The sequence below is a fragment of the Variovorax paradoxus genome (assembly GCF_000834655.1).
GTDB classification, from domain to species: Bacteria; Pseudomonadota; Gammaproteobacteria; order Burkholderiales; family Burkholderiaceae_C; genus Variovorax; species Variovorax paradoxus_F.
This window is the reverse complement of sequence record NZ_JXQQ01000015.1, coordinates 1-14,859: the sequence shown is the minus strand read 5'-3', so window position 1 is coordinate 14,859 and position 14,859 is coordinate 1. Positions and strand designations below refer to the sequence as shown.

The window sequence follows — 14,859 nt, the reverse complement described above, 5'->3', positions numbered from 1 at the left end:
AAGCAGACCCCTACCAGGTCTTTCGAATGAAGCCACCGGCATCCGGTGGCTTTTTTCTTGCCTGTTCGAATCATCAAATCGGCAATGCGATCAGGTCGTGGCCCTCGGCGCCCACGATGCGCGCGCGAGTGAATTCACCGACCTTCAGCGTCTTGCTGATCTTCTCGGGCGGCAGCAGCCGCACGGTGCCGTCGATCTCCGGCGCATCTGCGTAGGTACGACCCACTCCACCCTTGCGGCCCATGCCGGGAGCGGAATCGACCAGCACCTGCATCGTCGCGCCGATGCGTTTTTGCAGTTTTGCGATCGACACCGCCTCGGCCACTTCCATGAAGCGGGCGCGGCGCGCTTCGCGCTCGGCCTCGGGCAGCATGCCGGGAATGTCGTTGGCCGTCGCGCCCTCGACCGGGCTGTAGGCGAAGCAACCGGCGCGATCGATTTCGGCCTCGCGGATGAAGTCGAGCAGATGCTCGAATTCCTGCTCCGTCTCGCCGGGGAAGCCGGCAATGAAAGTGCTGCGGATCACGAGCTCCGGGCACACCTCGCGCCAACGCGCGAGCCGCTCCAGATTCTTTTCGCCGCTGGCCGGACGCTTCATGCGCTTGAGCACATCGGGGTGGCTGTGCTGTAGCGGCACATCGAGGTAAGGCAACACCTGGCCGCTCGCCATCAACGGAATGATTTCGTCGACGCTTGGGTACGGGTACACATAGTGCAGACGGACCCACGCGCCGTAAGGCTCGGCAATTTCGCCGAGCGTGCGCACCAGTTCGAGCATGCGGGTCTTGACCGGCTTGCCGTCCCAGAAACCGGTGCGGTATTTGACGTCGACGCCGTAGGCCGAGGTGTCCTGGCTGATGACCAGAAGTTCTTTCACGCCGCCTTCGAACAGGGCCTTGGCCTCGCCGAGCACGTCGCCCACCGGCCGCGACGCAAGGTCGCCGCGCATCGACGGAATGATGCAGAAGGTGCAGCGGTGATTGCAGCCTTCGCTGATCTTCAGGTAAGCGTAATGCCGAGGCGTCAGCTTGAGTCCGGCGACGCCGAAGTTGTTCGGCACCAGGTCGATGAAGGGATCATGCGGCTTCGGCAGGTTGGCGTGCACGGCATCCATCACCTCTTGCGTGGCGTGGGGGCCGGTCACGGCCAGCACGCTCGGGTGCATCTGGCGCACCAGGTTGCCGCCCTGATCGCCCGTCTTGGCACCGAGGCAACCGGTGACGATCACTCGGCCGTTCTCGGCCAACGCTTCACCGATGGTGTCCAGGCTTTCCTTCACGGCATCGTCGATAAAGCCGCAGGTGTTGACGATCACCAGATCGGCACCTTCGAAAGTCTTGGAGGTCTGGTAACCCTCGGCACTCAGCCGGGTCAGGATCAATTCGGAATCTGTCAGGGCCTTGGGGCAGCCAAGGCTCACGAAACCGACCTTGGGGGCGGTCGACGTGGTCGTTCGTTCGGGGGAGGCAACTTCGCTCATATCCCTCTATTGTCCCAGCTATCGGTGACAGTCGGGCAATCATTGGGCAAGCCCCGCCTCCGCGCGGGCCGCAGGGGCTCAGGGACGCTTGATGCCAAAGGCCCCCAGCACCTGCTCGGTGTTTTTCTGCATCTGCTCCTGCATCTGCAGGAAGACGTTCTTGGATTGCTCGACGTAGTTGCCCATGAGGCCCTGCAGCATCGGCGACTGCATGGTCATGAACTTCGACCACATCTCGGGCGTCAGCCCCTCGGCCTTGTCGGCAAGCTGGGCCTGGACTTCGGTCATGGCCTGGATATTCTTCTCGAGGTACGGGCCCATGTAGCCCTGCATCGCCTGGCCGTAGAAACGGATGATGTTGGCCAGCACCTGCTCGGTGAACATCGGCGCACCGCCCGCTTCTTCTTCCAGGATGATCTGCAGGAGGATGCTGCGCGTGAGGTCGTCGCCGGTTTTAGCATCGCGCACCACAAACTGGGCATTCTGGATGACCAGCTGCTTCACCTCGGTCAGCGTGATGTACGTGGATGTCTCGGTGTCGTAGAGCCTTCGATTGGGGTACTTCTTGATCACACGCTGTACCGGCTTGACCCCGGACTTCTTGCTCTGCACTGCGGACTCCTTCACATGGACGCCCATGTCATCGGATGATTCTAGGGAGCGGTTTTGCTGCATCGCGACAAGGTTTACCCTGACCGCGCGCCGCACTTCAGCCGTGCGATGTCGCGTACTCGGCGCCGCAAGCGTGGCAAGCGGCTGTTTCTGGGCGCTCTTCGGTCGCTTCGCGAAAACGAAGCGGGCTCTTGTGACCGTAGACCACCCAGCAACGTGGGCAGTGCTCCTGCCCCACGGTCGGCAGATAGGCACGGGCACGCTGCTCGGCACGCTCTTCAGTCACCGCCACGCCCTGTCGCAGAGCCCGCGCCACTTCGCGCGCGGCCATGGTGTCGGTGCGGCCGCCTGTATGGTCATTGATGCCGTAGACAGCGCGCGCAAACTCGATGGGAGCCTGCCGCAACAACGCGGCAATGCGCATGTCGGCGTGAGTCCGATCAACAAGAGTTGATCGCGTATTCATCGGATCGCTTGTCAAGAAATTGGGAAAGGATTTGCAGAACGACCAAGGTAGCACAACAAGATGGCCATGGTCTTTTTCTGCATCACCACAAGGGACGATTGAAACACCGGGGAACCCGGTGAAAGCTCTGCTCAACAGACCCGGTGGTTGGCCGGAAGTTGAAACAGAAATTGGTAGGCGCGATTGGACTCGAACCAACGACCCCCACCATGTCAAGGTGGTGCTCTAACCAGCTGAGCTACGCGCCTAAGGATGTGTCCGAGAAGCAGCTATTGTAGCAGGAGAAAACACGCTTTTTAGCGGCGACGTGCAGATCGCACACCAACAACTGCAGTGACGATGCCGAGCACCTGCGTCAGCCGCGCTGCATCGGCGATTTCCACAGTAAACGTCATCCACGCCGTGCCCTTCACCGACTGCGTCTGCACGCCGATCACGTTCATCTTTTCCCGAGCGAACACATCGGAGATGTCGCGCAGCAGCCCCTGGCGATCGGCTGCCTCGACGGCCACGTCGACCGCGTAGACCGGCGCATCGCCGCCCTTCTTCGGCGTGCCCCATTCGACGTCGATCACGCGCTCGCCATCCCGCGTGGCCATCATGCGGAAGTTGCTGCAATCGCTGCGGTGCACGCTCACGCCGTGGCCGCGCGTCACGAAGCCGCTGATGGCATCTGGCGGTGCTGGCTTGCAGCACTTGGCCAGTTGCGTCATCAGCGACGACACACCGACCACCAGCACGCCGCCCTTGCCGGACTTCTCGCTGCCGCGCGCCTTCTTGATCTGCACGCCGTCGTCGGGATTGGGCGCGGGCTCCGGCGGACGCAGCAGCGTCTCGATGTTGCGCAGGGAAAACTCGTCCTTGCCCACCACCTCGAACAGATGGTCCGCCGACTTGAAGCCGAGTTGCGAGGCCAGGTCTTCCAGCCGCATGGCCGTCTTGCCTTCGCGCTGCAACAGCTTCTCGACGGCCTCGCGTCCGCGCGCGACGGTCTCGTGCGTGATTTGCGCGTTGAACCATGCGCGCACCTTGGCGCGTGCACGGTGGCTCGCTAGATAACCCAGCTCGGCATTGAGCCAATCGCGCGACGGACCACCCTCCTTGGCCGCAATGATCTCGACCGTCTGTCCATTCGAGAGCGGCGTGTTGAGCGGCACCATCGCGCCATCCACACGCGCACCGCGGCAGCGATGGCCCAGCGTGGTGTGCACCGTGTAGGCAAAGTCCACGGGCGTCGCGCCCTGCGGCAATTCGACGATGGCCGCGTCCGGCGTCAGCACATAGATGCGGTCGTCGAACAGCCCCTGTCCCTGCAAGCCGCCCGAGAGATCGCGCTCCCAGGCCAGCAACTGGCGCAGCACGGCGATCTTCGCGTCGTACTCGCCGCTCGCCCAAACGCCCGCATAGCCCTTGTGCCCCGCTTCCTTGTAGGCCCAGTGCGCCGCCACGCCATGTTCGGCGTGATCGTGCATTTCTTCAGTGCGGATCTGGATCTCGATCGGCTTGCCCGGCTTGCCGTCGACCAGCTCGCGCACCACGGTATGCAGCGACTGGTAGCCGTTCGGCTTGGGCCGCGCGATGTAGTCGTCGAACTCCTCGTCGATCGGCAGGAAATGCGTGTGCACCCAGGCGAGCGCCGCATAGCAATCCTTCACGTCCGCCACCACCACGCGCAGCGCGAGGATGTCGAACACCTGCGCGAAGTCGAGCGACTTGCCGCGCATCTTCTTCACGATGCTGTAGATGTTCTTGGGCCGGCCCTGCACCGTGGCGTGCACGCCTTCGGCCTGCAGTTCGCGCTCGAGTTCCGAGCGCAGTTGCTCGACGTGGCCTTCGCGCTCGATGCGCTTCTCGTCGAGGAGGCGCGCAATCAGCTTGTAGGTTTCAGGTTCGATGAAGCGGAACGAAAGATCCTCGATCTCCCACTTCACCTGCCAGATGCCCAGGCGATTGGCCAGCGGCGCAAACACCTGCAGCGACTCGCGCGCCACGCTCTCGGGCGCCGGCTGCTTGCTGGCGGCCGCATGGCGCAGGGTCTGCAGGCGAGAGGCAAGCCGCAGCATCACGACGCGCAGGTCGCGCGAGAAGGCCAGCAGCATCTTGCGCACGTTCTCGGTCTGCGCACCTGCACCTTCGCCGTGATGGCCCTGCGACGCCGAGCGAGCCTGCTCCTGCACGCGCACCAGCTTGGTTGTCTCGACCGCAAGCGCCGCGAAGTTGTCGCCGAACACCTTGGCGATCACTTCCTGCGGACGGTTCAGGTGCTGGCACGAATAGACAAGATAACTCGCCGCCTGCATGGCTTCGGAGCCACCCATCTTCGCGACGATGGCGGCCACCGCATCGGCATGCGCCAGCGTGTTCTCGCCCGTGTCCAGCTTTTCATCGGCGATCAGCGGCTCGGCGAACGCACGAGCGCGGGCGAGCATGTTCTCGATCACCGGCGTACGGTCGGCCGTGGCCGCGGACAACGGGTAATCGACCACCGCGGTATCGGACAACGGTGCCGTCTGCAGGCTCGAAGACTCGCGCTTCACGCTTTCACCCCATCAATCGAACAGGAACGACGTGACGACGGCAACCTGCGCGGGATCGATGAAGGTCGGCGCATGGCCCACACCCTCGAACTCGACCAGCGCCGCCTTCGGGCCGCGCTGCGTCATGGCCACCGCGGTCTCCCGCGCCAAGAGGTCGGACACGGCGCCACGCGTCACCAGCGTGCGCGCAGTGATGGCGTCGTAAAGGCTCCACATGATCGCGCCGCCCTGCGCCGCAGCCTCGGGCGTGATCGCGCGCAGCGCCACGGCGATGGCCGGGTCGTAGTGCAGCAGCCAAGGGCCGGCAACGTTGTCGTTGCCCGCCTCGATCTTTGCGGCGCCGTCGGGCGTGCGCTGCGATGCAGGCACCACCATGTGCTGCGACAGCGCGAGCCACTGGTCTTGCGTGTGCGGGCCGAAGCCGGTCGAAATCGCCCACATCGCATCGGCCGCTGCCTGCACGCTCGCATAGCGACCGCCCTGCCCCACGTACGCCGCAATGCGCTGCAGCGCGACAGGCTCGATGGTCGGGCCGACATCGTTCGCGATGAAGCGGCGCACCGGGCGCGCGAGTGGAAGCTCCCTGTGGCCGGCCAGCACGAAGCCGATCAGTCCGCCCATGCTGGTGCCGAAGTAGTCGAGCGCGTCGATGGCCTGCTCGCGTTGCAGCTGGGCGATGAGCGCCACCATGTCTGCTGCATAGACAGGCACTTGATAGAAGGCCGGCTCACGCAGCCAGTCGCTGCGCCCGCGCCCCACGACGTCAGGGCAGATCACCCGCACATCGCCGCCCGCGCGCGCTACGATGGCCTGCGCCAATACGTCGAAGTCGCGCCCTTGCCGGGTCAGCCCGTGCACGCAGACCACGACATGCGCGCTGCGTGCGTCGCCCCATTGCCAATAGGCCATGCGATGGCCGCCCTGGGCGTCGTCGCATGCCACGTAATGAAGCGTCGGTTCGGTCATGAAAACGGGAGAGTCGTGGTGCGGATAATGGTCTCGTTGCATCCTAATTCATCCGGAGATTGATCTTCATGCTCAAAGGCAAAACCGCGCTTGTCACGGGGTCCACCAGCGGCATTGGCTTCGCCATTGCCAAGTCGCTCGCCCAGCAAGGCGCACACATCGTGCTCAATGGTTTCGGCGATGCCGAAACGCCCAAGTCCCAGATCGAAGCGCTCGGCGTTCGCGCCGAGTACCACGGTGCCGACATGAGCAAGCCCGGCGAGATCGAGGACATGATGAAGTTCGCCGCGTCCAAGTTCGGCCGTGTCGACATCCTTGTGAACAACGCCGGCATCCAGCATGTCGCCAAGGTCGAGGATTTCCCGGTCGAACGTTGGGACGCGATCATCGCAATCAACCTCACCAGCGCATTCCATACGACGCGCCTGGCGATTCCCGCGATGCGCGAGGCCAACTGGGGCCGCGTCGTCAACGTCGCATCGGCCCATGGCCTGGTCGCCTCGGCGCAGAAATCGGCCTACGTGGCGGCAAAGCACGGCATCGTCGGCTTCACCAAGTCGGTCGCGCTCGAAACCGCGACCACAGGCATCACCAGCAACGCGATCTGCCCCGGCTGGGTGCTCACGCAACTCGTGCAAAAGCAGATCGACGACCGCGCGGCGCGCGAAGGCATCTCGGCCACGCAGGCGCAGAACGATCTGCTGGGAGAGAAGCAGCCTTCGCTGCAGTTCACGACGGTCGAGCAGCTCGGCGGCCTTGCGGTCTTCCTGTGCTCGCCGGCGGCCGACCAGGTGCGCGGCGTCGCCTGGCAGATGGACGGCGGCTGGACAGCGCAGTGACCAAGGCCTCCGGGCTTTTCGCGCCGCTTCACAGCCTGTAATTCGCCGCCTCTCAAGGAAGAGGCGCGGCTGCCGAGCGCCCCTTCCGCTTACTTGAGCTGCACCGACCCCGACACGTTGACGATCACGCTGGTCTTGCCGGCTTCGACCGGCACGGCCGAATCGGCCGAGAAGGACTTGGCCTGCATCGCCATCACCCGCGGACGCGGGCCGCCGTCGTTCGCGTTCACCGACACCTCTCGCAGCGTGTAGCCCACGAAGCCGAAGCCCTTGGCCAGTTCGTTGGCCTTCTGCTTGAAGTTCTCGATCGCGATATTCTGCGCCTCGGCCTCGGTCTTGGCGCGCTGCTCGCGGCTCAGGCCGAAACCGACGTTGCCCACGCTGAGCGTGGTGATGCGGCCAGCCGTCTGGGTGATGCGCGGAAAGTCGCGGCCTTCGAGCACCAGCTCGGTCGAGCCCTGCCAACCGTTGATCTTGCCGTCCTTGGTATAGCGGGGCGAGAGGCTGAAGTTGCCGGTGCGCACGTCGAGCTGGCCGGTCTGCGCGTTCTTCTTGGCCTCGGTCAGGGCGGCGTCGAGCGCAGCCTTCAGCTGGGTTTGCACGGTCGCAGCATCGGTCGCGTCGCGGGTGGTCACGAGCGTCATGCTCAGGAGGTCCTGCTGGACCTCGACCGTTCCGGAGGCGGTGAGCTGCAACACGTTCTGCGGTGCCGGCGCGACCACGTTCTGGGCCAGCGCGGAACCGGCGGCAGCCAGGAAGGCGCAAACGGCGAGCAGTTTGATTTTTTTCAAGACAGGGGACTCCCTAGGTTGGATGCGAGGATTGCCCGCGCCAAGGCCCTCAGGGGCGTTGGCTGCGCGGCGCGGTCAGCGAACGGGCGGCGGGCATCGGTGCCGGCGCGATTCGCTCGGCTGGCTGCGATTCTGCCGAATTCGCAATGGCACCCACGCTCGGCGGCATCCACTGCCCTCGCACCTGCTGCCGCAATTCGAACAGCTCGGCAGCTGTCAGGCGCCGTCCGGCGGCGGCTTCCTCGCGGCGGATTTCCTCGCGCTGCGCCGCCCGGTGGGCGGCCACTGCATGCCGCACTTCGCTGCGGCGTACCTCGCCGACCCTGAAGAAATCGCCGGACACCGCCCAGGTCGAACCACAGGCGCAGGCAAGGAGCAATGGCAGTGCGGAATAAGGAAGTCTCATTGAGCGTTTGTCATAAGGCAGGAGGACTTTGCCACTGCCGCGCTAACGCCGGATGACCAGAGGGCGAGCGTCCGCAAGTTTTGTAACTTAGTGTCAAACCATAAGTAAATCTGGCTCGATGGGGTGCTAACGCCTTCAGAATCGGCGCTGTTACAAATTCAACGTTGTAGAAATGACTCAAGTTCCCGCTCGCACTGACAAGATCGTGATCGTCGATGACGACGCCCGCATCCGTGACCTTCTTCGCCGCTACCTGACCCAGGAAGGTTTTGAAGTGATCGTGGCCGAGGACGGCAAGGCGCTCAACCGCATCCTGTTGCGCGACACGGTCGACCTGATCGTGCTCGACCTGATGATGCCCGGCGAGGACGGGCTCTCGGTCTGCCGGCGACTGCGCGCCGCCAACGATCGCACGCCGATCATCATGCTCACGGCCAAGGGCGAGGACGTGGACCGCATCGTCGGCCTGGAAGTCGGCGCCGACGACTACTTGGGCAAGCCCTTCAACCCCCGCGAACTGCTGGCCCGCGTGCACGCCGTGCTGCGCCGCCGTCCGCCGCTGGAGGCACCGGGCGCCCCTTCCACCGAGAACGAGACCGTCACCTTCGGCCCGTTCGCCTTCGACCTGGGTTCCCGCACGCTCAAGAAGGACGGCGAGGAGCTCTCGCTGACCACCGGCGAGTTCGCGATGCTCAAGGCGCTGGTGCGCCATCCCCGGCAGCCGCTGTCGCGCGAAAAGCTCGCCCAATTGGCCCGCGGCCGCGAATTCGAACCCTTCGACCGCAGCCTGGACGTGCAGATCTCGCGCCTGCGCAAGCTGGTTGAGTCGGACGCCGCGGCGCCCCGCTACATCCAGACCGTCTGGGGCGTGGGCTACGTCTTCGTGCCGGACGGCACGGCCTGACGCGCTGTTGAGAGGTGGCCATCGGCCAATACGCCAGACCCGGCTCCCAGCAGGAAGACGGTGCGCAGGTCACGATGCCGAGCCCGCTGGAGGGCTCGCACCGTGACCGCCGCCCCGGCCTCAAGCTGGGCTTCAGCCTTTTCTGGCGCACTTTCTTCCTGCTCGCGCTGCTGCTGATCGGCTGTACGGTCGCCTGGCTGCAGACTTTCCGCTCGCTCGAATACGAGCCGCGTGCCATTCAAACGGCCCACCAGATCGCCTCGCTCGTGAACCTCACGCGCGCGGCGCTGGTGTATTCGGACGCCATTACCCGGGTGTCGCTGATCAAGACGCTGGCCGACCAAGAGGGCGTGCGCATCCTGCCGCGCGAGCCCAACGACCGTTTCCAGCCCTACACCAGCGGCGCGCTCGACCTGCGCGTGACCGAGGAGCTGATCGACCAGCTCGGCGAAGGCACCACCGTGGCCAGCCGCGTGAACGACGAGGCGGGCCTGTGGATCGGCTTCACCATCGAAAGCGACACCTACTGGCTGCTGCTGGACCCGACGCGCTTCAGCCGCGTGGGCGGGCGCACCTGGCTGGTCTGGCTCAGCACCGCGATGGCGCTGTCGCTGGCGGGCGCGGCGCTGATCACGCGGCTCATCAACCTGCCGCTCAAGCAGCTGTCGCGCGCGACCATGCAGGTGCGCGAAGGCGAATACGAGGCGCACCGGCTCGACGAGCGCGCCCGCACCAACGAGATCCGCGCAGTCAACATCGGCTTCAACCGCATGGCCGACCAGCTCGCCAAGATCGAACAGGACCGCGCCATCATGCTGGCCGGCATCTCGCACGACCTGCGCACGCCGCTCGCGCGGCTTCGGCTCGAAACCGAGATGAGCGTGGCCGACGAAGACGCGCGCGACCACATGGCCGCCGACATCGCCCAGCTCGACGCGATCATCGACAAGTTCCTCGACTACGCCCGGCCCGACCATGTCGATCCGCGGCCCGTGCTGCTGCGCGACGTGGTCGATGCCTGTACCTACGCCGTGCAGGACTACGAAGAGATGAACATCAAGGTCGAGGTCCCGCCCGACCTGCGGGTGCTGGGCGACGAGGTCGAACTCACGCGCGTGATCTCCAACCTGGTCGAGAACGCCCGGCGCTACGGCAAGACGCCGGCCACGGGCGTCGCGGACGTCACGATCCAGGCGCAGGCGAACAACGACGCGGTGCTGATCAAGGTGCGCGACCACGGCGCGGGCGTCGAGCCTGCCCTGCTCTCGCAACTGACCAAGCCGTTCTTTCGCGGAGACGCGGCGCGCACCTCGGCGGCGGGCGCAGGTCTGGGCCTGTCGATCGTGGCGAAGAACATCGAGCGCATGGGCGGCACCTTCGCGCTCACCAGCACGCCGGGGCGTGGGCTTGCGGCCCACATCCGCATGCCGCGCGCGATGCCGACGCCCAAGCCGGGCGAATTGCCGGGCAAGAAGCCGGCCTGATCCGGGTCCTTCAGCCGCTCAGCGGTGGAGCAGCACGGCCGCGCGCGCTTCCATCGCGCGGCCCTCGCCCACCGGCCCGAGCTTCTCGGCCGTCTTGGCCTTCACGTTGACCTGATCGAGCGCAATGCCCAGCGTGTCCGCGATGCGCTGGCACATGAGCGGAATGTGCGGCGCGAGCTTGGGCGCCTGCGCGATCACGGTGCTGTCGACGTTGCCGATCTCCCAGCCGGCCGCCCGCACGCGGCGCGCCGCCTCGGCCAGCAGCACGGCCGAATCGGCGCCGCGGAACTGCACGTCGGTGTCGGGAAAATGCCGGCCGATGTCGCCCAGCCCCGCACCGCCCAGCAGCGCATCGGTGATCGCATGCAGCAGCACGTCGGCGTCCGAATGCCCCAGCAGGCCCGTGGTGTGGGGTACCTCGACGCCGCCCAGGATGAGCCTGCGCCCCGCCACGAGCTGATGGACGTCCCAGCCCTCGCCCACGCGGATGTTGAAAGGAGATGCGGTCATACGGTGGCCTTCTTGCGGCTGAGCAGAACCGCCTCGGCCAATGCGAAATCTTCGGGAAAGGTGATCTTGAAGTTCTGGGCGCTGCCCGGCACCAGCAGCGGCGCAAGGCCGATCGCCTCGATGGCGCTGGCCTCGTCGGTCACCGCATCGCCCACGCGCTCCAGCGCGTCGAACAGCATGCCGATGCGGAACATCTGCGGCGTCTGGGCGAGCCACTTGTCGGCCCGGGAGAGGGTCTCGGAGACGCGGCTGTCGGTCGAGGACACCTTCAGCGTATCGGCCAGCCGGTGCGCCAGCAGGCCGCCGACAGAATCGTGCTCGCAGGCGGCGATCAGCGCCTCGATCTGGCTGGCTGTGACGAGGCAGCGCGCCGCGTCGTGCACCAGCACCCAGTCGTGCGCCCCGGCGCCCTTCTGCCGCAATGCAGCCAGGCCGTTGCGCACCGTGGCCGCCCGGGTCAGGCCGCCTACCTGCAGCAGGTATTCGTCGTCGCCCGGAAAACGCGGCAGCGCGGCCTGCACTTCGCGGTCGTCCGGCGACACCACCACCGCCAGCCCTGCGAAACGGCCGGCCAGCGCGCGAAAAGCTTCCACCGTGTGCGCCACCATCGCCGCTCCCGCGAGCCGCTGGTACTGCTTGGGCTGGACGCCTCCTGCGCGGTGGCCGGAGCCGGCACAGGGGATCAGCACGAAGAATCGGGAAGAAGACATGGGTGGGTGCGGCACGGGCCGATGGCCGACAAGCGGATGAGGGGCCGCCATTCTAGAATTGCCCCTCGCACACCCCTCGCCAGCCGGCGCGGGGTGTTGTGCATTTTTCGAAGCGTTCCATGGACCTCCCCCACCTCACGGCGGGCAAGCGTTTCACGCTGCCGCGTCCCCCTCTGTCGGCCGATGCCCTGCTGCTCGCGCAGCTGGGGATGCGCGAGAAGGCCGCCGGCCGCGCCACCGCGATGTTCACGGCCGACGCCAACGACGCGCAGCGCCTCATCGACGAGATCGCCTTCTTCGCGCCCGACCTGCGCTGCGCCCTCTTTCCCGACTGGGAAACGCTGCCCTACGACAGCTTCTCACCGCACCAGGACCTCATCAGCGAGCGCCTGGCCACCCTCTGGCGCATCAGCCAGAAAGAGGCCGACGTGGTGCTGGTGCCGGCCACCACCGCGCTCTACCGCCTCGCGCCCCCGGCGTTCCTGGCTGGCTACACCTTCCACTTCAAGGCCAAGCAGAAGCTGGAGGAGTCCAAGCTCAAGGCCCAGCTCACGCTGGCCGGCTACAGCCACGTGACGCAGGTGGTGAGCCCCGGCGAATACGCAGTGCGCGGCGGCCTGATCGACCTCTTTCCCATGGGCTCGCTGGTGCCGTTCCGCGTCGACCTGTTCGACGACGAGATCGACTCCATCCGCACCTTCGACCCCGACACCCAGCGCAGCCTCTACCCCGTGCCCGAGGTGCGCCTGCTGCCCGGCCGCGAGTTCCCGATGGACGATGACGCCCGCGCACGCTTTCGCAGCCGCTGGCGCGAACTGCTCGAGGGCGACCCGACCAAGAGCCGCATCTACAAGGACATGGGCAACGGCGTGGCCACCGCCGGCATCGAGTACTACCTGCCCCTCTTCTTCGACGAGACGGCCACGGTGTTCGACTACCTGGGCCCCGACGCCACCGTGGTGCTGCACGGCGACCTGGAACCCGCGTTCCAGCATTTCTGGCAGGACGCGAACGAGCGCTACCGCCTCGTGCGCGGCGACCCCGAGCGCCCCGCGCTGCCGCCCGAAGCGCTGTTCCTGAACGCCGAGCAGTTCTACCAGCGCGCCAAACCGCACGCGCAGTTGGCCATTCGCGGCGACATCGCCACCGACACGCCCTACGCCGAGTTCGACAGGCTCCCGCCCTTTGCGGTGGTGCGCGGGGCCGAAGACCCGCTGGTCGGGCTCAAGCTGCACATCGGCGCCACGCCGCACCGCGTGCTGCTGATCGCCGAGAGCGACGGCCGGCGCGAGAGCCTGCTCGACTTCCTGCGCGCGAGCGGCGTGAGCCCGCCGGCCTTCGACTCGCTCGCCGAGTTCGAGGCGTCCACCGACGAGAAGATCGGCATCGTCACCGCCGCGCTCGCGTCGGGCTTTGCGTGGCGCGAACAGGGCATCGACCTCGTCACCGAGACCGAGCTCTTCGCCACCGCCCCCACCACGCGCCGGCGCAACAAGAAGCAGGAACAGGTCAGCGACGTCGAGGCGCTGATCAAGGACCTTTCGGAGCTCAACGTCGGCGACCCGGTGGTCCACACCGCGCATGGCATCGGACGCTACCGCGGCCTCATGCACATGGACCTGGGCCAGGGCGTCGATGCCGAAGGCAAGCCCTTGCTGCAGGAAATGCTGCACCTGGAGTACGCCGACAAGGCCACGCTCTACGTGCCCGTGTCGCAACTGCACCAGATCAGCCGCTACACGGGCGTGAGCGCCGACGAGGCGCCGCTCCACCGGCTGGGCTCCGGCCAGTGGGAAAAAGCCAAGCGCAAGGCCGCCGAGCAGGTGCGCGACTCGGCCGCCGAGCTGCTCAACATCTACGCCCGCCGCGCCGCGCGCGAAGGCCACGCCTTCCGCTACTCGGCCGCCGACTACGAGGTGTTCGCCAACGACTTCGGCTTCCAGGAAACCGCCGACCAGAAGGCCGCGATCCATGCCGTGGTGCAGGACATGATCTCGCCCCAGCCGATGGACCGCCTGGTCTGCGGCGACGTGGGCTTCGGCAAGACCGAGGTCGCGCTGCGCGCCGCCTTCATCGCGATCACCGGCGGCAAGCAGGTGGCGTTTCTTGCGCCGACCACACTGCTGGCCGAGCAGCACTACCAGACCCTGGTCGACCGCTTCGCCAAGTGGCCGGTCAAGGTCGCGGAAATGAGCCGCTTCCGCTCGGCCAAGGAAATCACGGCCGCTGCGAAGGGGTTGGCCGAGGGCCAGATCGACATCGTGGTGGGCACGCACAAGCTGCTCTCGCAGTCGGTCAAGTTCAAGAACCTGGGCTTGCTCATCATCGACGAGGAGCACCGCTTCGGCGTGCGCCACAAGGAGGCGATGAAGGCGATGCGCGCCGAGGTCGACGTGCTCACGCTCACCGCCACGCCGATTCCGCGAACGCTCGGCATGGCGCTCGAAGGCCTGCGCGACCTGAGCGTGATTGCCACCGCGCCGCAGCGGCGGCTGGCCATCAAGACCTTCGTGCGCAACGAAGGCACCGGTGTCATCCGCGAAGCCGTGCTGCGCGAATTGAAGCGCGGCGGGCAGGTCTATTTCCTGCACAACGAGGTCGAGACGATCGAGAACCGGCGCCAGAAGCTCGAAGAAATCCTCCCCGAAGCCCGCATCGCGGTCGCCCACGGCCAGATGCCAGAGCGCGAGCTGGAGCGCGTGATGCGCGACTTCGTGGCGCAGCGCTACAACCTGCTCCTGTGCTCGACCATCATCGAGACCGGCATCGACGTACCGACCGCCAACACCATCGTGATGAGCCGCGCCGACAAGTTCGGCCTCGCGCAGCTGCACCAGCTGCGCGGCCGCGTCGGACGCTCCCACCACCAGGCCTATGCGTACCTGATGGTGCCGGACACCGAGGGTCTCACCAAGCAGGCGGCCCAGCGCCTCGACGCCATCCAGCAGATGGAAGAACTGGGCTCGGGCTTCTACCTCGCGATGCACGACCTCGAGATTCGCGGCACGGGCGAAGTGCTCGGCGAAAACCAGAGCGGCAACATGATGGAGATCGGCTTCCAGCTCTACAACGAGATGCTCAGCGAAGCGGTGCGCGCCCTCAAGGCCGGGCAGGAGCCCGACCTCCTGGCGCCGCTGTCGGTCACCACCGAGAT

Annotated in this window: 13 protein-coding genes and 1 tRNA gene; 4 read left to right on the top strand and 10 right to left on the bottom strand. The window is 66.2% G+C overall.

Features of this window, described 5'->3' with window-relative positions; translation table 11 throughout:
• Window positions 1–73: 73 nt before the first annotated feature.
• From rimO to RT97_RS07555, 6 genes are all read right to left on the bottom strand, one after another.
• Window positions 74–1,480 (bottom strand): 30S ribosomal protein S12 methylthiotransferase RimO, encoded by a 1,407-nt coding sequence (gene rimO, locus RT97_RS07580; RefSeq protein WP_042578180.1) that lies wholly within the window; start codon window positions 1,478–1,480, stop codon window positions 74–76.
• Between the two features lie 78 nt (window positions 1,481–1,558).
• Window positions 1,559–2,119, bottom strand: a complete 561-nt coding sequence (gene phaR, locus RT97_RS07575) for a polyhydroxyalkanoate synthesis repressor PhaR (protein WP_013541748.1) — start codon at window positions 2,117–2,119, stop codon at window positions 1,559–1,561.
• 70 nt (window positions 2,120–2,189) lie between these two features.
• A complete protein-coding gene (locus RT97_RS33785) occupies window positions 2,190–2,693 on the bottom strand; it encodes a hypothetical protein (RefSeq protein WP_253278175.1) in 504 nt (167 codons plus the stop codon).
• Between the two features lie 36 nt (window positions 2,694–2,729).
• Window positions 2,730–2,806: transfer RNA gene (locus RT97_RS07565), tRNA-Val, on the bottom strand.
• Window positions 2,807–2,854: 48 nt separating this feature from the next.
• Window positions 2,855–5,044, bottom strand: coding sequence for a RelA/SpoT family protein (locus RT97_RS07560; RefSeq protein WP_253278179.1), 2,190 nt, complete (start codon window positions 5,042–5,044; stop codon window positions 2,855–2,857).
• 63 nt (window positions 5,045–5,107) lie between these two features.
• The gene (locus tag RT97_RS07555) at window positions 5,108–6,103 is read right to left on the bottom strand and encodes an alpha/beta fold hydrolase (RefSeq protein ID WP_042578178.1); all 996 of its coding nucleotides are present in this window, start codon (window positions 6,101–6,103) and stop codon (window positions 5,108–5,110) included.
• Window positions 6,104–6,129: 26 nt separating this feature from the next.
• Between RT97_RS07555 and RT97_RS07550 the strand changes: the two genes are divergently transcribed.
• Window positions 6,130–6,900, top strand: a complete 771-nt coding sequence (locus RT97_RS07550) for a 3-hydroxybutyrate dehydrogenase (protein WP_042578249.1) — start codon at window positions 6,130–6,132, stop codon at window positions 6,898–6,900.
• 89 nt (window positions 6,901–6,989) lie between these two features.
• On the opposite strand, the gene RT97_RS07545 is transcribed toward RT97_RS07550, so the two are convergent.
• Both RT97_RS07545 and RT97_RS07540 read right to left on the bottom strand, forming a co-directional pair.
• Window positions 6,990–7,691: an SIMPL domain-containing protein gene (locus RT97_RS07545; protein WP_042578177.1), complete on the bottom strand. Its 702-nt coding sequence runs from the start codon at window positions 7,689–7,691 to the stop codon at window positions 6,990–6,992.
• A 49-nt stretch (window positions 7,692–7,740) separates the two neighbouring features.
• Complete coding sequence (locus RT97_RS07540) at window positions 7,741–8,034, bottom strand: hypothetical protein (protein WP_253278174.1); 294 nt, start codon at window positions 8,032–8,034, stop codon at window positions 7,741–7,743.
• A 235-nt stretch (window positions 8,035–8,269) separates the two neighbouring features.
• Here RT97_RS07540 and ompR point away from each other — a divergent pair, with 235 nt between their 5' ends.
• Window positions 8,270–9,001: an osmolarity response regulator transcription factor OmpR gene (ompR, locus tag RT97_RS07535; protein WP_007837017.1), complete on the top strand. Its 732-nt coding sequence runs from the start codon at window positions 8,270–8,272 to the stop codon at window positions 8,999–9,001.
• A 74-nt stretch (window positions 9,002–9,075) separates the two neighbouring features.
• Entirely contained in the window at window positions 9,076–10,485 is a 1,410-nt protein-coding gene (locus tag RT97_RS07530) for a sensor histidine kinase (protein WP_042578175.1), read from the top strand.
• Window positions 10,486–10,503: 18 nt separating this feature from the next.
• On the opposite strand, the gene ispF is transcribed toward RT97_RS07530, so the two are convergent.
• Both ispF and ispD read right to left on the bottom strand, forming a co-directional pair.
• The gene (gene ispF, locus RT97_RS07525) at window positions 10,504–10,995 is read right to left on the bottom strand and encodes a 2-C-methyl-D-erythritol 2,4-cyclodiphosphate synthase (protein ID WP_042578174.1); all 492 of its coding nucleotides are present in this window, start codon (window positions 10,993–10,995) and stop codon (window positions 10,504–10,506) included.
• Window positions 10,992–11,705 (bottom strand): 2-C-methyl-D-erythritol 4-phosphate cytidylyltransferase, encoded by a 714-nt coding sequence (gene ispD / locus RT97_RS07520; RefSeq protein ID WP_052810602.1) that lies wholly within the window; start codon window positions 11,703–11,705, stop codon window positions 10,992–10,994. Before ispD ends, ispF begins: the two co-directional genes overlap by 4 nt.
• Before the next feature lie 119 nt (window positions 11,706–11,824).
• On the opposite strand from ispD, the gene mfd reads away from it, so the two are divergent.
• A partial coding sequence (gene mfd / locus RT97_RS07515) for a transcription-repair coupling factor (protein WP_042578172.1) occupies window positions 11,825–14,859 on the top strand: 3,035 nt, incomplete at its 3' end.